Genomic DNA, 17,705 nt, shown 5'->3' with positions numbered 1-17,705 from the left:
TCATGAAGAAATTAACGATAAAAATATTGACAATTGCATTAGCAGGGTTTTTGTTCTCCTGTTCTGATTCCTTTCTTGATATGGCGCCCAAAAGTATTATCAGTGGAGATCAATTACTTACTCCAGAGAATGCAGAAGGAATGGTAATTGCTGCTTACTCCGAGTTAGGTAATGATCATTATACTGCTCCTAACTCATTGTGGCCTTACGCTGATATTACAAGTGGTGATTCTTATAAAGGTGGTGGTGGCACCGGTGATATTTGGGAGTTTAATTTTTTGGAACTGTTTGCCTTTAACACTGCCGATAATCCTCTTATTGATCAAAAATGGTATAGACTTTATGTTGGAATTGGCAGAGCTAACGAGGCGCTTAAAGTTATTAATAAACTTTCTGTAGATGAGTATGCGGAGAAGGTTAAACGCCAGGCCGAAATGCGTTTTTTAAGAGCACATTACTACTTCGTTTTGAAAACCATGTTTAAATATATTCCTTGGATAGATGAAACGATAGAAGGAAATGCTTATAGTGACGTGTCTAACCGACAATTCACCGACAGTGAGCTATGGGATAAAATTGCTACAGAGTTTGAATTTGCTGCAAACAATCTTTCGGAAACACAAAGTGATAAGGGAAGACCAAATAAATATACAGCCAAAACTTATTTGGCAAAAACAAAACTATATCAGGCTTACGAGCAAGGAGATGATAATTCTGTTACAAGTATAAATACTTCAAAACTAGAAGAAGTAGTTTCTCTTGTAGATGAAGTTATTAGCTCAGGACAGTATGGGTTATTTGCCGATTTTGGGTATAACTTTCTTTGGAGTCATGATGAAGGTAGTAGTGAGTCGGTTTTTGCGATTCAGCGTTCGGTTGATGATGGTACACCGAAAGGACGTTTGGATTGGGGAAATATGTTAAACTATCCAATGAATCCGGAGTACGGATGTTGCTGGTTTCATATTCCAAGTCAGAACCTTGTAAATTCATTTAAAACAGATGTAAATGGGTTGCCAGAATTTGACACATTTAATAATTCAGATGTTTCGGAGGGGGATGATTTTCAAAACAATTCTTTTGATGTTCGTTTAGACCATACCGTTGCAATACCTGGACATCCTTGGAAATATGATCCGAATTTTATTTATCAGAAAGACTGGGCCAGGGCAACTCAAATTTATGGACATTTTTCATCCTTAAAAGAAAATCAATCACCGGATTGCGATTGTTTTCAAAAAGTCCCTCCATTTATGGCGAGCTCGAAAAATACTGATATCATTCGTTATGCCGATGTTTTATTATGGAAAGCTGAGGCACTAATTGAATTAGGGCGTCAATATGAAGCGCTGCCAATTATTAATGAGATTCGGCAACGTGCAATCAATAGTACTGCCATGTTGAAAATGAACAATGGCAATCCAAGTTCAAACTACAACATGGACATATATAAATCAGGTATAAACTGTGACTGGACACAGGAATTTGCCCGTCAGGCTTTGCGCTGGGAAAGAAGGCTTGAATTGGCAATGGAAGGAATCCGTTTCTTCGATCTGGTACGTTGGGGAATAGCTGGAAATTATATCAATAGCTATTTTGTTGAAGAGCAAACCAAAAGGGAATACCTGAAAGATGGTCGATTTACAACAGGGAAGCATGAGTACTTTCCTATTCCTCAGAATCAGATTGATTTTAGTAAAGGTTTGTACAAGCAAAATTATGGGTGGTAACATTATTGGGAAATTTTTAAATATATAAAAATGAAAAAATATTTTATTTACATAACATTCATCTTGCTTTCAGGACTGGTATTTAATTCCTGCGAGGAAGAATATACTTCAAACCTTGAATTGAATACGGATGTTACAATATCTCAATTTTCAGTTAATGGAGTTGAAGGTGTTATTGATGAAGCAAAAAAAACAATTGTGGTTACGATGCCAGATGGAACTGACGTTTCGAATATAAGTCCTGAAATCCAGCTGACAGAAGGTGCTGTAATCACTCCGGCGATCACTTCAGGCATGGATTTTACGAATCCGATTGATTTTACCATCGTGAATGGTGATGTTTACAGCGAATACACAATTTCTGTTACAGAACAATTTTTTATTGGTTTCCTTGGAACTGCTGCTAATGTTGCCGGAATAACGGAAGACGATCAACAAGCTGCTGCACAATGGTTTTTTGCTAATTATGACAATGGTAAATATATCAGCTTCGATGCCATAAAGAATGGAGAGGTTGATTTAAATGATTTCAGGGTTCTTTGGTGGTATAATGATTCAGAACGCGATTTACCTGCAATTGCACATGATGCAACTGTTTTAAATAAAATGAAAGAATATTATCAAAACGGCGGAAATCTTTTATTTAACGGATATGCTTGTGGTTATTTCTGGACAATGGGCCGACTAACGAATACCTACAACATGGTTATTGGCGATGGTCTTGGTTTTGAGAATAGTGATGTGTGGAGCATTGGTGCCAGTATTGGTGCGCATGATATGACTGCGCATCCGATATATAAGGGTATTTCCTTTAGCACAGATGGCGACGGTTACAAATGGGTGCCAATAATAGGAGCAGGCTATAGAGAAGACCATAATTACGTAATGGTGGACCTTGCTCAATATCATGGATATGGTAACGCTGATGAAGATGCTTATACTGCATTTACAACATCCAACAAGGTTAATTACATTGGTGTTTGGGGTGGAATACGAGATTACTATATGGCTGGTGTACTCGAACTTTTACCTACTGATTTCTTCAGTGGAAAGGCTATTTATCAAGGTATTGGTGGATTTGAATTTAATCAGAATAGCGAAGGAGATATTAATCCTGATGGAGTGAATGCCTATCAAAATAATATTAATTTGATTACGAAGAATTCATTAAACTATTTATCTCAAAAAAACTAATTAAATAAAGGCAGGGATAGAATCCCTGCCTTTAAATATCATTATCTGCAATGAAATTATCTTACATTATATATTCCCTGGTCTTATTTTCCTTTATTTCTTGTTCAAAAGACGATACCGCTGATGTGGTATCAAATCCGGTTTTAAAACATCGCAATCTCAGGCCATTGTTTCATTATTCACCACAAGAAAATTGGATGAATGATCCTAACGGTATGGTATATTATGATGGAGTCTATCATCTTTTTTATCAATATTATCCCGATGGTACAAATTGGGGCCCAATGCATTGGGCGCATACCGTAAGTACCGATTTATTTCATTGGGAAGATAAGGGAATTGCGCTTTATCCCGATGATATGGGTTATATTTTTTCGGGAAGTGCAGTCGTGGATAAAAATAACACAGCAGGATTTAAATCAAACGATAATGATCCGTTGGTAGCAATTTTTACGCATCATAAAAGTAATAATGGTTTACAAACCCAGAGTCTTGCATATAGCACTGACAAGGGGGAAACGTGGACTAAATACGAAGGAAATCCTGTTTTAGAGAATCCAGGAATTGTTGACTTTCGTGATCCTAAGGTGATTTGGCATGAACCAACGCAGAAATGGATTATGACGTTGGCTGTTCTTGATCATGTAAGCTTCTATTCGTCACCTAATTTAATAGATTGGCATCTTGAAAGTGAATTTGGTGCAGGAAGAGGTGCACAGGGCGGTGTATGGGAATGTCCTGATTTATTTCCCTTACAAGTTGAAGGAAGTGATGAAATTAAGTGGGTACTCTTGGTGAGTATAAATCCAGGTGGGCCAAATGGAGGAAGTGCCACGCAGTATTTTATTGGTAGTTTCGATGGAACTACTTTCACTTCTGAAAATAATGAGATCAAATGGGTAGACAATGGTATTGATAACTACGCAGGAGTTACCTGGAGTAATATTTCTGAAAAAGATGGTAGAAGGATTTTTCTGGGATGGATGAGTAACTGGATTTATGCTGGAGCTACTCCAACAGAAGGATGGCGTGGTGAAATGACCATACCCCTTGAACTTAAATTAATTCAGAAGAATGATCAATACTTATTAGCTTTTGAAGCGGTAGCAGAATTGAATAATTTAATGAGTGATGATGATGTCCTCATTATTGATACACCGCAAAAAAGTATCGAACTGGAAAATAATTCCATTGTAGAATATGGAAGTTATTGGGCCGAAATTGAAATGGAAACAGAAAATATAAATGATTTTGAAATAAAAACCGGAAATGGACTTGAATCAATATTTATAAGGTTTGATAAAGTAAACTCAACCTTGAGTATTGATAGAAGTGAATGTGGCATTTCGGATTTCGATCAGTTATTTAAAAAGGAGATAAAATGCGATATACAACCATCGGAAGGGAAAATTGTATTGGATTTAATTGTCGATCAATCCTCGTTAGAAATATTAATTAACGGTGGTGAAAAAGTAATGACAGTTCTGTTTTTTAGTGAATACAAGTATAATTCTTTCTCTATTAGTGGAAGTTCTAATAATTCATTTATTAAGTATTTTAAAATCAATTCTATTCAAAAATCAGTAAATCATTGATTGGAATTAAATATTAAGTATTAATCAACAAAATCAATAATTCAGATGAAAAATATAATTACTGTATTTTTAATAATATTAAGTTTTGTATCATGTGTTAAAAAGCACGATCAGAAGAAGTATACTGAGCAATATCGTCCTCAGATCCATTTTTCGCTTCAATCAGGTTGGGCAAATGATCCAAATGGAATGGTCTATTATGATGGAGAATATCATTTATTTTTTCAATATAATCCTGATACAACAATTTGGGGACCAATGCACTGGGGGCATGCCATCAGCAAAGACCTTATACACTGGGAGGAGCTGCCGATAGCCCTGTATCCAGATAGCTTGGGATGGATTTTTTCAGGAAGTGCTGTTATCGACTGGGAAAATACATCGGGTTTGGGTAAAAATGGCATTCCGCCCATGGTAGCTATTTTTACCTATCATAACCGCGAGTTGGAGAGTGCCGGAACTGATAAGTTTCAGTACCAGGGAATTGCATACAGCCTTGATAAAGGACGTACCTGGACGAAATATAAAAATAATCCGGTTTTGCCTAATCCTGGAATCCGCGATTTTCGCGACCCGAAAGTGAGTTGGCACCCAGAAAGCGGGAAATGGATTATGACCCTTGCTGTACTCGACCATATCAATTTCTATTCTTCGCCTAATTTAATCGACTGGACCCTGGAAAGTGAATTCGGAGTAGGAATCGGAGCACATGGCGGCGTGTGGGAATGCCCCGATTTGTTTCCTTTGCAGATTGAAGGAACAGACGAAACAAAATGGGTATTACTGGTTAGCATCAATCCAGGAGGGCCAAACGGAGGATCTGCGACACAATACTTTATTGGTGACTTTGACGGACATGTTTTTGAACCGCATGGAGAAAAAACCAAATGGCTCGATTATGGCAAAGATAATTACGCAGGTGTGACCTGGTCGGATATCCCGGATGAGGATGGCAGAAGGATCTTAATTGGCTGGATGAATAACTGGCAATATGCAAATGAGATTCCGACATCGGGCTGGAGGGGGGTATTTACCCTTCCAAGAACTCTGGAATTGACAGAAATCTATAACGACTATCTAATGATTTCGTCGCCGGTAAAAGAATTTGAAAAACTAAAATCAGGTTCAAAAAATATCTCAGGTTCAACAATCTCAGGAATGCAGGAGATTAATATGAAACCACAATTCCCGATGGAAATAGACTTGAACTTCAATACCGAAAACAATACAGCAATGAATTTTGGTGAACGTTTTGGGATTATTTTATCAAATAAAAAAAATGAGTCGCTAAAAATTGGTTACGATAACTTAAATAAACTTTTTTTTATTGACAGGAGTAACTGTGGCTGGGACAGTCCGAACCAGGAATTTGCAGGTATTCATAACGCACCTTATATTGTGAGTTCCCCGTCGCTGGATTTAAAACTCATCATAGATGAATCCTCAGTTGAATTATTTGCTGTTGATGGTTTAGTTAGCATGACAGAACAGTTATTTACAGCAGATAAATTTACTTCGGTATGCTTATTTTCGCAAAAGGGAGAAGTTGAATTAATTGGTGGGTCAATCAGTAATCTGTCTTCAATCTGGTAAATTTTATATAGCAAATTTTTAGTATTGAATCAGGAATTATAAATATAATGACAGTGAGATAAAATCAAAAATTATCTTTTGATACTCAGTGTTAGTAATTCAAAAAGTATGAAAACAAAGAAGGGTTTATATTGGGCAATATTTATAGCAGCTTTAGGAAGTGTGTTGTTTGGAGTAAACATGGCAGCTATATCAGGTGCTGTATCATTTATTAAAGATGTGTTTATATTAAATGATACAGAGTTGGGATTAGTAGTAAGTTCTATGATTGCAGGATGTTTAATCGGAGCTTTTACAATAGGATCAATTAGTGATAAAATAGGAAGAAGAAAAGCACTGATTATTGCTGCTGTTCTTTTTACCATCTCAGCGTTAGGTAGTGGTGCTGCTCAGAGTAGTATTCATTTAATGATAGCTCGCCTAATTGGTGGTATTGCAGTTGGTGCGGTATCAGTTGTTGTTCCTACTTATATTAGTGAGTTAACCCCCCCTGCTATTCGTGGTACAATGGGAACTATGAATCAGTTAGGTATTGTGGTTGGAATTTTGATAGCCTATGTAATTGACTTTTGTGTTGTAGAAATGCATGAAGGATGGCGTTTAATGTTGTATAGCCCAATTATTTTTGCAGTGCCATTTCTATTACTGACCATTATTAGTTTTCCTGAATCACCTCGTTGGTCTGTAATGAAGGGAGATCTCATTTCAGCTAGAAAAGTTTTAAACAGGATTGTTGATATTGAAGAAGCAGAAAGTGAATTGGAAGAAATACAAAATAGTTTAAAAGTGTCAGCTACAAATACAACACGAGTTAGCTTAAGTGATCTGTTTAAGGGAAATATGGGGAAAGTATTAGTTATTGGTATTCTTTTAGCAGTATTTCAACAAATTACAGGTATTAACGCAATTATTGCCTATGCGCCAACTATTTTTGAAAAAACAGGTGTAGGTGGAGGTACTGCTTTATTACAATCGATACTGGTTGGTATTATTAATTTTATTTTTACCCTTGTTGCAGTTTGGTTAATTGATAAAGTAGGAAGAAAACAACTATTATTATGGGGAGCTGCAGGCATGATCTTGTTCTTGTCTTATATAACATTCTCTTTTTATATAGGAAATGTTGATGGCTTGGGTGTATTTATCTCTATCCTTGGTTTTATAGCTTTTTTTGCAGCCTCATTTGCTCCTGTTATGTGGGTTGTAACATCCGAAATATACCCAAATAAAATACGTGGTCTTGCTATGTCCGTATCCACTGCAATTAGTTGGGTTTGTACTTTATTAGTAGTGCAGTTCTTTCCTATTATGCTTGGAGGAATGGGCGGTGCTTTTACTTTTGGGTTCTTCCTTGTATTTAGTGTTCTTGCATTCTTATTCACCTTGATTCGAATCCCGGAAACAAAAGGTAAATCCTTAGAACAAATTCAGGAGGAGCTTGGGCTAGTAGATTAGTCTGTTATTTTAGTCAGAAATGGGGGTGTTTTAACAATGCAGAGAGGTGTCTTTATATAGTCTCTCTTCATTAAAATAAAAAAATATTATCATAAGATATGGAGGTGTAAATCAATACTCTATGCCTTTAGTTAATAAAAAATATAAAGTCATGTATACAGTAATAGGAATAGGTGAAATACTTTGGGATTTATTACCAGAAGGAAAAATATTAGGTGGTGCTCCAGCCAACTTTGCATATCACGCAATGCAATTAGGTGCTGAAGGTGTAGTTATTAGTGCAATTGGAGATGATGATCTTGGGAAAGAAATTACCAGGATTATTGAACAAGAAAATGTTGTGAATGGGCTATATGTAACTAAGAAACCGACAGGTACAGTTGGTGTACAATTAAATAACGGTATTCCAAATTATACAATTTATGAAGATGTGGCCTGGGATAATATTGAATTAACTGAAATTGCAAAAGAAAAGCTCGCAAAAGCAGATGCTATTTGTTACGGTTCTTTGGCTCAACGCAATGAGGTTTCTTGTAAAACTATTTGGAAAGCATTAGAAATGGTTCCCGAAACATGTTTAAAGGTTTTTGATATTAATTTACGACAACATTTTTATTCGAAAGATATTATTGGTAAATCTCTTCAGTTTGCTAATGTGTTTAAAATCAATGAAGAGGAAATAGTTGTTTTTAAGGATATGTTTGGAATGGAAGGAACAGAAGAGGAAATCTGTCAACAAATAGTGCATAATTATGATTTAACCCTATTAACATTAACGAAAGGCTCAGAGGGTAGTTTATTAATCACAAAGAACGAACAATCATTTATTGTTACACCCAAAGTTGAAGTTGCCGATACAATTGGTGCCGGAGATTCATTTACTGCAACCATGATAATGGGAATACTTAATAAGCAACCGTTAAAAGTATTGCATCAAAAAGCTGTAGATGTATCTGCTTTTGTTTGTACCAATAGTGGTGCTACTCCGATATTGCCTGATGAATTTAAATATCAATAGGGTTATATAGTGTGTTTTGAATAAGGTTGGACAAGGGGCATTTTATAGTGGCCCTTGTTTTTTTATGTATTGCTCCATAGTTTACATATAATATAGATCTGTACTATAGAAAATATCTTTATTGAAAGAATAAAATTAAGAGAAAAATCAGGAATCATGAAAATATTAGGAACATTCATTTTGACAATGATACTACTTCTGCAAGGATGTACATCTGATGATAAAGTTAAAATAGGCTTTTTATATTCTACTGATGCAGTAGGACGCTTTGTTCGAGAAGCGGAGTATTTTAAAGAACGAGTACAACAAGCAGGAGTGGATGTTGTTATTCGTCAGGCTGAAAATGATGAAAACCTGCAAAGAGAACGATTTCACGACATGGTTAAAGAAGGTATTGATGTGTTGGTTCTAATAGCTGTTAATGAAAATACAGCATCTGCAATAGTAAGGGATGCCCATGAAGAAGATATTCCTGTTGTTGGTTATGTCAGGTTAATTCGTAATTGTAAACTCGATTATTTTGTGGGGGGAGATAGTAAACGTGTAGGTAGTCAGATTATAAATACGGCGTTGTCTCAAAAGCCTAAAGGTAATTACGTTATTTTGGGAGGAGATATGTATGATCAGAATGCTCCTGTAATAATGAAATCTATAGAAAATGCAATTACTTCAAAGGTAAAATCAGGAGATATAAAAGTCTTGTACAAAACTTATATTGAGAAATGGAGTGAAGAAATCGCCACTTTTGAATTAGAAAAAGTGTTGAAATTGACAGGTGAAAAGCCTGATGCCATTATTAGTTGTTATGATGGATTTTCAGAAGGTGCCATATCTCTGCTTGAAAAATATAAGTATGAAGATGTATTTGTATCAGGACAGGATGCAGAGCTAAGAGCAATAAAAAACATCATAAAGGGAAAACAGAGCATGACGGTATTACATCCGTTAAAAAAACTAGCCTATCAGGTAGCAGACATAGCCTTAGGTATCCTGAACAAAAAACAGCTTCCAGATATAGATGTTAAATATGTATATAATGGTGCTTTTAATGTACCTGTAGTTTATATTGAACCAATCCTGATTACAGCAGAGAATATTCAACCTGAAATAATAGATGCCGGAGTTTATTCAGAAACACAAGTGTATGAAAAATAAAGAAAACCCTTGTATCAATAGTTTATATTCAAATTGCATTATCTGAATGTTACAAAAGTAATAGAAATAGAAACCTGTTTGATAGAAAGTCAGGGTGATAATTTTTATCTTGCATTTATTAAAGATATATTGAATAGATGATGCAAAAAATAATAAATTATATTTCCTTTTTGTTGATCTTGTTTTCATTAGGATGTAATACAAACGATAGTTATAAAGAAGCATATCGTGCACAATATCATTTTTCTCCAATGAAAAATTGGATGCATGTGCCAAGTGGTTTATTTTACTATGACGGAGAGTATCATATGTATTATCAATATAATCCTCATGGTATAGAATGGGGGCATATGAGTTGGGGGCATGCAATAAGTCCGGATTTAATACATTGGGAAGAACAACCTGTTGCCATATCAGAGACTGATGGAGAAATGGTTTTTTGCGGAAGTATTGTGGTTGATAAAGATAACACTAGTGGATTGGGAGGTGGTTTTCATCCACCGGTAGTTGCAATCTATACAGGATCCAGAATAGATAATAATAGGCAATATCAGTGTTTAGCCTATAGTAATGATAGGGCAAAGACATGGCATAAATATGAGTTTAATCCTGTTCTGGATATTGGTTCAGAGCATTTTAGAGATCCAAAAGTCTTTTGGTATAATCCTGATGAAAAATGGGTTATGGTATTAACAAATGCAGATCAACAGAAACTTTCATTTTACTCTTCTAAAGATTTAATACACTGGACGTTTATGAGCGAATTTGTTGGAGAAAAGCAAAAAGGTAGATTATGGGATAATCCAGACTTTTTTGCGATACCTGTCAACAGAGACTCAACACTTAAAAAGTGGATATTAAAGGTTGATATTGGTGATCAGTCCATTAAACAAGGTATGGGCGGTCTTTGTATTATTGGCGATTTTGATGGAGAGGAGTTTGTTCCGGAACAAATTAATTATAAAGGAAAAGAGACAGTGTGGGGAATTGATTTGGCTTTAAGAGAGAAATACATTAATGTCTGTTGGAATGATTATGGCAAAGATTTTAGGGGCGCATATAGTTGGTCTGATATTCCTGACAAAGATGGAAGAAGAATTTGGATTGGTTGGATGAATAATTGGAACTATGTAAATCAGATCCCGAACCAAAAATGGAAAGGAGTGATGTCTCTTCCTCGTGAAGTATATCTTGAAAAAAGCACTAATGGTTATGAAATTATCCAAAATCCAGTTAGGGAGACTAGTAAATTAAGAAAAGGTAAAGTTAAAATCAAATTCAGCACTTTAGATGAGTTAAATAACTCTTTAACAAGGGAAATGGAAAACTGTCATTCATTAGAGATTCATGTAGTATTTGATCTTACAAAAGAAGATCGAATGTCTCTTGTTTTGTTTGAAAGTGTTGATCAACAATTGAATCTTGATTATAGTAAAGATAAAGGATATATCGAAATTCTTCGTAAAGTAAGTGACCCAAATGTATTAGGAGATCAATTTACTTCTATATCAGATGTTCCGATTGGTAGTCAATCTCAATTAAAATTGGATATGTTTATTGACAGAACATCTGTAGAATTATTTATTAATGATGGGAAATATGTTGCTACTACTCGCTTTTTTCCTAAAGACTACAATATTAAGATAGAAAATTTAAAATCCTGTACCTCCATAAAAGAAATAGAAGTTTATAAAATGAAAAGCATCTGGAGGTAAGAACTATTGGCTTGATTTATTTCTTTTTTCGTATTCAGAAGGAGAAAAGCCATATTCATCTTTAAATTTTTTACTAAAATATGCATGAGAATTGAATCCTGTTAAAAAAGAAATATTGTTAATTGAATCAGAATGTTGTTTTATTAGTTCTGCAGCTTTCCGTAGTCTGTATTTGTTTAAGTAATCACTTGGTGACAGACCTGCAATATTCTTCATTTTTCTATATAGGTGAATTCTTGATAACCCAATTTCTTCTCCTAATTGTTCTACTCCAAATCTGGAATTATTGTAATTTTTATCAACAATAGCAATTATTTTTTGAAGGAATCTTTCTTCTAAAGAAGTATTCTCGTTTTCAGTAAATTCAGGTAGCGATAGATTTTTTTTGAAATACTTTTTTAATATTGCTCTTGATTCAATAATCTTTTGAATTTTAATAATTAGATAATCCGGGTTGAAAGGTTTTTCAATATAGGCATCTGCTCCCAACGAAACACCTTCTATTTTTTGTTCAATTTGAGTTTTTGCCGTGAGCATAATTATAGGCAAATGGTTAGTGTTTTCATTGCTTTTTATTTGTTGTGTAAGTTGTAAACCATCCATTACTGGCATCATAATGTCTGTCAAAATTAAATCAGGTTGATTTTCTTCAATTATTTCAAGTGCCTCCTGACCATTGGAAGCCAGTTGTGTTTGAAATCTTGAGCTCAATAAGTGTACTAAAAACTCCTGCAGCCCTTCATCATCTTCAACTATTAAAAGCTTGATGTCCGATTGGATACTATTGTCAAAATCAGAATGTTCATTAGTGGAGTTTATGGGTAATATATTATCAATAGATATTTGATCTTCATTTGATATGATGTCTTTTTCTTCAAAATGATCTTTTCCCTTATATAATTCAATGCAGAATGTATTGCCTGTTTCTTTACTACTGCTTAATGTTAATTTGCCTTTATGCATTTCAATAAATTCTTTTGACAGGCTTAAACCAATACCTGTACCCATATGGGAATGATGACTTTGTTGATAAAAACGGGTGAATATGTTTTTTTGTTCTTCTTCAGGTATCGGATCTCCTGAATTTGTAATGCATATTGCAACTTTTGAAATATGGGATGAGTTAATTTTAATTTTTATTACTCCATTTTTATCAGTGAATTTAAATGCATTTGATAAAATATTAAAAATTACTTTGTCAAAGAGATTAATATCAAAATATAGTTTAATGTCATTTTGGTCGGTTAACAAAGAAAAGTTTATTTGCTTTTGTCTGCTTAATGGTACGAAAACATTATATATTGATTTTAAAAATGGTACCAATTCATTTTCTGAAACAGCTAATTGTAATTTGCCGGTTTCAGTTTTTCTAAAATCAAGAAGTTGATTGATCAATCTTAATAACCTGTCCGTATTATTATTAATTAATGCCAGATCCCATTTAAATGATTCATATTCTTTAGGAATTTTCTGCATAAGGTTTGTTAAGGGCGCTTTAATTAAAGTGAGTGGAGTTCTAATCTCGTGCGAAATATTTGTAAAAAAAGTTAACTTAGCCTGAGTGGCATCTTCAATCTGTTTATGCATTTTTTTAATCTGTACATTTTGTGCTTCAATGGCATCTTTCTGTTTCTGGATGGCTACACTTTTCTCTGCGAGTTCAAGATTCTTTTTATTTTTTAATAGGTAAGAAATAAATAATGCAACGATAGATATAACAAGTAAAATTAAACTGATGACAGTTGTATTAAGCAAAGTTTTTTGATTGTTGTATTTTAATTCTTGATTCTTGATGTTTTGTATTTGTTTTTCAATCTGATCTTGAAATATGGTTAATTGTGCAGCCTGAAGATTTAAAACCTTTGCATTGCTTTCATCAACAATTGCACTTGATAAAAGATTTAATTTATGATGAGGTTGTTTTTGCAATATTTTTAAAGCTAAATTGATGGCTTCATTTCCTCCTGTAGGGTATAAAAAAGATGCGTTGATAATTCCTTTATCCACCATATCTAATCCTAAATTAGGAAGAGCGTCAATACCTATAATAAATACTTTTTTATTGATATTTTTGTTAATAATATTACTTGCACCAAGAGCCATAATATCATTGTGTGCAAATACCACGTCAAAATCAATAGAATCAATAATGTTTTTTGTAATTTCTTCTGCATTTAGTTGGTTCCATTTCCCATCCTCACTATATACTAATTTAAGTTGTGAATTGGGTTTAATGCCATTAATAAAACCATTATGACGTTCTTGTGCAGGAGATGAACCTTCTAGACCAGTTATTTCAATGATTTTTTTAGGAGTATTAAATAATGTACCTAAATATTGTGCTACATTTTTACCAATTTCATAGTTGTCGGCCCCTATATAGGCAGAATATTTATATGAGTTAATTTTTCTATCAATAATGATTGTTGGAATACCCTGTTCAAATGCAGAGACTGCTATATCTGTGATTGGATCAGATTGGTTGGGTGATATAATTAACAAATCAACTTTCTGTTCAATAAAGTTTTCAATTTGTTTTATTTGTCTCCAGTTTTCCCCCTTTGCATCTTTAATTATGAGTTCTAGCTCTGGATGAAAAGAAGCTGTTCTGAACATTTCACTATTCATTGATTGCCTCCACAGATCACTACTTGTGCACTGGCTAAAACCAATAATGATCTTATTGGTTTTTTTTTCGATACAGCTATTTAGTAGAAAAGCTAATATGAGGATAATAATCGAATTTGTATGAAACTTAAAATTGTGCATCAGATCTTTCTTTTCGTCATTGAAGATACGAAATTTAGAAGTTTGAAATAATGATTAATACTAATTTAGATAATCAAGAATGAATAAAGTTGGCAATGCAATTTTCAATTGAACATTATGAATAAACTGATGTCGATAATGTTACATTGAGGTAACATAAGTTATAAATACCTATAATATGCTTAATGACGTAAATGATCATACACTAGTTGTGTATTGTGTTGAAATACCATCAAAAGTCATGATAATATTATTGTGACTTTTTTGGCTGATAATCTATTGTTTAATAGTTGATTAAGAATTTAGATGAAATTGTCATCATGCTAAAAAACCTAAAAAAAGCACCCGTTATTCAAAAAATGCCCAAAAACGGCGAAAATTATTCAGGAAATGGCCGAAATCGGCAAGAATTATTCGAAAAAATGGCGTTTTTGAGACTTTTTCGATACGGCTTCGGGAATTGTTCGGGTAGCGGTCGGGTTTGTTCGGGTGCTGTTCGGGTTGTGTTCGGATAGGCTTCGGACAGGGTATCCGAATAATGGCCAAAACCAACCCTGAAAATATCCAAAGTCATCACGAAACTATTCGGGAGTTGTATTGTCAAAGCCGTTATTTATGGTCTATATTTTAAATATTCCCTGAATCCTACCGTATATGAAAGCTCTTTCTATAACTGGCAGGTGAAATATTCGTAATTTGTTTAAATATTCTCGAAAAATGGTACCGGTCGGCAAAACCGCAAATGCCGGCAATTGCGTCTATTGATCTATCGGAGTGATGAAGCAAAACACAGGCTTTGTCGATCCTTTTCTTTTTAACAAATTTTTGTGGGGAATAACCAATCTCCTGAGTGAATAAACGGGTAAATGCATTGGTTGCCAGGTTTGCATAGTTGGCCAAAATAGTGTTCGATAAATCTTCTGCTATGTTTTCTTCAATATAGGCCAGTGTTTTTAAAATCCGTGAATCCTCTGTAATAATACTCCAGCTTTGTTGCGGAAGAAAACTCAACAGATCCGTGATGAGCGATTGAATAGCGAGTGTTGGGTAAAAACTAAATCGGCTATGCTCATAGTTTAAGTGCTTTTTTATGATATCGAGTTTTTCTTTTATATGAGGGGTTAATTCAAAAGAAAACAGACCTGGTTCTATATTGTCGTAGGGTGTGCCAAGGTTGAAATGGATAAAAAGGTGTAATATGTAATTATTATCAGCAGGAAGTCCGGCATTAACACGATTTCCTTTTATTATAAAGCCTGTATTGGGAATTTGATGATTGTATAAGCGTGTGGCATATGAAGTATTGGGTGCAATCATTATAATTTTATCCGGGGTTAATGTATATTCTTTTCCTTTATAGATGATTACACCTCCCTGGTAATTATTATGATATATTCTCCAAAAAGGGAAAGATAACTCTCCGTATTCCCAATTTTGCAACCACCAATATCTGCAGCAGTGTAATTGTAATTCAAATCTTGGAAAATACTGAATTACTTCTGAAGGATCACCTTTTTTAGGTTTTGTAACTGGTAGCAGCATATGGTGTATGTTTAAAACAGATACAAAAATAGTAAAAATGTGCATTTTACAATTGTCTGTTAGTCTGCAAATTTGTATAAGAGAAATTACTTTAATAATCATTGAAAAAAAATAGATAAAATGGCTAACAGGTTAATTGGTGATTTGCCAAAGGTTGGTATCAGGCCCGTTATTGATGGACGGGAAAACGGCGTTAGAGAATCTTTAGAGTCCCAGGTGATGGAGCTGGCAAAAACTGCAGCTAAATTTATTGAGGAAAACTTGCGTTTCCCCAGTGGAGAAAATGTAGAGTGTGTAATTGCAGATACTTGTATTGGAGGTGTGGCAGAAGCGGCCATGTGTGCCAATAAATTTAAAAAAGAAGGTGTTGGAGTTTCATTAACGGTTACGCCATGTTGGTGTTACGGAACCGAAGTAATGGACACAGATCCGTTGGTGCCTAAAGCGGTTTGGGGTTTTAATGGAACAGAGCGTCCCGGTGCAGTATACCTTGCTGCAGCGTTAGCCGGTTATACTCAAAAAGGACTGCCAACTTTTGGTATTTATGGTCGTGATGTGCAGGATGCCGGAGATACCAATATACCTGCAGATGTACAGGAAAAGTTATTGCGATTCGTTAAATCAGCACTTGCTGTAGCTCAAATGAATGGAAAGTCGTATTTGTCTATCGGCTATAGCTCAATGGGAATTGCCGGTTCTATGGTCGATTCAAATTTCTTTCAGGATTATCTTGGAATACGAACAGAATTTGTGGAGTCAGTAGAAATTCTTCGACGCATGGATGAGGGCATTTATGATGAAGATGAATACCAAAAGGCGCTGGCCTGGACCAAAGAGAATTGTCAGGAAGGAGAGGATCCGAATGCATCGGAAGCGCAGGCAGATGCAGCACGAAAAGAGGTGGAGTGGGAAACCGTTGTAAAAATGACCTTGATTTGCCGTGATATGATGATTGGCAATCAAAAGATAATAGATAAAGGTTACAGAGAAGAAGGGTTAGGTAGAAATGCCATTTTAGGAGGCTTTCAGGGGCAACGCCAGTGGACTGACTATCAGCCAAACGCTGATTTTACCGAGGCTATCCTAAACTCTTCATTCGATTGGAATGGAATCCGTCAGGCATTTGTTTTTGCAACAGAAAATGATAGCCTAAACAGTGTATCCATGTTGTTTGGACACCTGTTAACCAATACAGCCCAAATATTCTCAGATGTGAGAACCTATTGGAGTCCGGATGCAGTAAAGCGTGTAACAGGCAAAACTTTAAGCGGTTTGGCCGAAGGCGGTGTTATTCATTTGATTAACTCTGGTTCAACCACACTGGATGCCACAGCACAGCAAAAAGATGCAGAAGGAAAGCCAGCCATGAAACCATTTTGGGATATAACAGAAGAAGAGGCGCAAAAGTGTTTAGATAAAACCCAATGGCCTCAGGCTGACAGAGGCTACTTCCGGGGAGGAGGTTATTCTTCTCTTTTTAAAACAGAAGGAGAAATGCCAGTAACCATGTGCCGTATAAATATGGTAAAAGGAATGGGGCCTGTATTGCAAATTGCTGAAGGGTGGACAGTTGAATTACCCGAAGATATTCATACCGTTTTGGATGTAAGAACAAATCCAACCTGGCCAACAACCTGGTTTGTGCCCAGAACTTCAGGCCAGGGAGCATTTAAAGATGTATATACCGTAATGGCTAACTGGGGTGCTAACCACGGTGCTATCAGTTATGGTCATATTGGTGCCGATCTGATTACGCTGGCTTCGATGTTGCGCATTCCTGTAAATATGCATAATGTTTCAGAGGATCAGGTATTTCGTCCAAGTGCCTGGTCTGCTTTTGGAGAAGATAAGGAAGGATCTGATTACAGAGCCTGTGCTACCTATGGGCCTTTATATGGGATAAAATAAATTCATATACCCATGTTTTTTAAAGCATAAA

At 35.1% G+C, this 17,705-nt stretch carries 11 protein-coding genes; 9 read left to right on the top strand and 2 right to left on the bottom strand.

Annotated features, from left to right (window positions below; translation table 11 throughout):
* Positions 1 to 2 precede the first annotated feature (2 nt).
* The 8 genes from OM074_RS02915 to OM074_RS02880 all read left to right on the top strand — a co-directional run bounded on the left by OM074_RS02915 (position 3) and on the right by OM074_RS02880 (position 11,455).
* Entirely contained in the window at positions 3 to 1,730 is a 1,728-nt protein-coding gene (locus OM074_RS02915; RefSeq protein WP_301197780.1) for a RagB/SusD family nutrient uptake outer membrane protein, read from the top strand.
* A gap of 30 nt (positions 1,731 to 1,760) precedes the next feature.
* Positions 1,761 to 2,924, top strand: coding sequence for a DUF4960 domain-containing protein (locus OM074_RS02910; RefSeq protein WP_301197779.1), 1,164 nt, complete (start codon positions 1,761 to 1,763; stop codon positions 2,922 to 2,924).
* 50 nt (positions 2,925 to 2,974) lie between these two features.
* Positions 2,975 to 4,519 (top strand): glycoside hydrolase family 32 protein, encoded by a 1,545-nt coding sequence (locus tag OM074_RS02905; RefSeq protein WP_301197778.1) that lies wholly within the window; start codon positions 2,975 to 2,977, stop codon positions 4,517 to 4,519.
* 45 nt (positions 4,520 to 4,564) lie between these two features.
* Complete coding sequence (locus OM074_RS02900; protein ID WP_301197777.1) at positions 4,565 to 6,112, top strand: glycoside hydrolase family 32 protein; 1,548 nt, start codon at positions 4,565 to 4,567, stop codon at positions 6,110 to 6,112.
* Between the two features lie 108 nt (positions 6,113 to 6,220).
* Complete coding sequence (locus tag OM074_RS02895) at positions 6,221 to 7,567, top strand: sugar porter family MFS transporter (RefSeq protein ID WP_301197776.1); 1,347 nt, start codon at positions 6,221 to 6,223, stop codon at positions 7,565 to 7,567.
* A gap of 151 nt (positions 7,568 to 7,718) precedes the next feature.
* A complete protein-coding gene (locus OM074_RS02890) occupies positions 7,719 to 8,585 on the top strand; it encodes a carbohydrate kinase family protein (protein ID WP_301197775.1) in 867 nt (288 codons plus the stop codon).
* A gap of 156 nt (positions 8,586 to 8,741) precedes the next feature.
* Positions 8,742 to 9,740 (top strand): sugar ABC transporter substrate-binding protein, encoded by a 999-nt coding sequence (locus OM074_RS02885; RefSeq protein ID WP_301197774.1) that lies wholly within the window; start codon positions 8,742 to 8,744, stop codon positions 9,738 to 9,740.
* Positions 9,741 to 9,877: 137 nt separating this feature from the next.
* Positions 9,878 to 11,455, top strand: a complete 1,578-nt coding sequence (locus OM074_RS02880) for a glycoside hydrolase family 32 protein (RefSeq protein WP_301197773.1) — start codon at positions 9,878 to 9,880, stop codon at positions 11,453 to 11,455.
* 3 nt (positions 11,456 to 11,458) lie between these two features.
* Here OM074_RS02880 and OM074_RS02875 read toward each other — a convergent pair whose 3' ends face one another.
* Together OM074_RS02875 and OM074_RS02870 are read right to left on the bottom strand one after the other, a co-directional pair.
* A complete protein-coding gene (locus tag OM074_RS02875) occupies positions 11,459 to 14,224 on the bottom strand; it encodes a hybrid sensor histidine kinase/response regulator transcription factor (RefSeq protein ID WP_301197772.1) in 2,766 nt (921 codons plus the stop codon).
* A gap of 645 nt (positions 14,225 to 14,869) precedes the next feature.
* Positions 14,870 to 15,766: a helix-turn-helix domain-containing protein gene (locus tag OM074_RS02870; RefSeq protein ID WP_301197771.1), complete on the bottom strand. Its 897-nt coding sequence runs from the start codon at positions 15,764 to 15,766 to the stop codon at positions 14,870 to 14,872.
* Between the two features lie 120 nt (positions 15,767 to 15,886).
* Between OM074_RS02870 and OM074_RS02865 the strand changes: the two genes are divergently transcribed.
* Complete coding sequence (locus OM074_RS02865; protein ID WP_301197770.1) at positions 15,887 to 17,674, top strand: L-fucose isomerase; 1,788 nt, start codon at positions 15,887 to 15,889, stop codon at positions 17,672 to 17,674.
* The last annotated feature ends 31 nt before the right edge of the window (positions 17,675 to 17,705 follow it).

Source organism: Plebeiibacterium marinum (genome assembly GCF_026013615.1).
Lineage (GTDB): Bacteria > Bacteroidota > Bacteroidia > Bacteroidales > Marinilabiliaceae > Saccharicrinis > Saccharicrinis marinus_A.
The sequence above is the reverse complement of the archived record's forward strand: the minus strand, read 5'-3'. Positions and strand labels throughout refer to the sequence as shown.

Excerpts from the sequence above, each read along its gene's own strand:
- OM074_RS02865 (WP_301197770.1), top strand. The coding sequence starts at position 15,887 with ATGGCTAACAGGTTAATTGGTGATTTGCCAAAGGTTGGTATCAGGCCC.
- OM074_RS02880 (WP_301197773.1), top strand. The coding sequence starts at position 9,878 with ATGATGCAAAAAATAATAAATTATATTTCCTTTTTGTTGATCTTGTTT.
- OM074_RS02890 (WP_301197775.1), top strand. The coding sequence starts at position 7,719 with ATGTATACAGTAATAGGAATAGGTGAAATACTTTGGGATTTATTACCA.
- OM074_RS02910 (WP_301197779.1), top strand. The coding sequence starts at position 1,761 with ATGAAAAAATATTTTATTTACATAACATTCATCTTGCTTTCAGGACTG.
- OM074_RS02895 (WP_301197776.1), top strand. The coding sequence starts at position 6,221 with ATGAAAACAAAGAAGGGTTTATATTGGGCAATATTTATAGCAGCTTTA.
- OM074_RS02870 (WP_301197771.1), bottom strand. The coding sequence starts at position 15,766 with ATGCTGCTACCAGTTACAAAACCTAAAAAAGGTGATCCTTCAGAAGTA.
- OM074_RS02915 (WP_301197780.1), top strand. The coding sequence starts at position 3 with ATGAAGAAATTAACGATAAAAATATTGACAATTGCATTAGCAGGGTTT.
- OM074_RS02885 (WP_301197774.1), top strand. The coding sequence starts at position 8,742 with ATGAAAATATTAGGAACATTCATTTTGACAATGATACTACTTCTGCAA.
- OM074_RS02900 (WP_301197777.1), top strand. The coding sequence starts at position 4,565 with ATGAAAAATATAATTACTGTATTTTTAATAATATTAAGTTTTGTATCA.
- OM074_RS02875 (WP_301197772.1), bottom strand. The coding sequence starts at position 14,224 with ATGCACAATTTTAAGTTTCATACAAATTCGATTATTATCCTCATATTA.
- OM074_RS02905 (WP_301197778.1), top strand. The coding sequence starts at position 2,975 with ATGAAATTATCTTACATTATATATTCCCTGGTCTTATTTTCCTTTATT.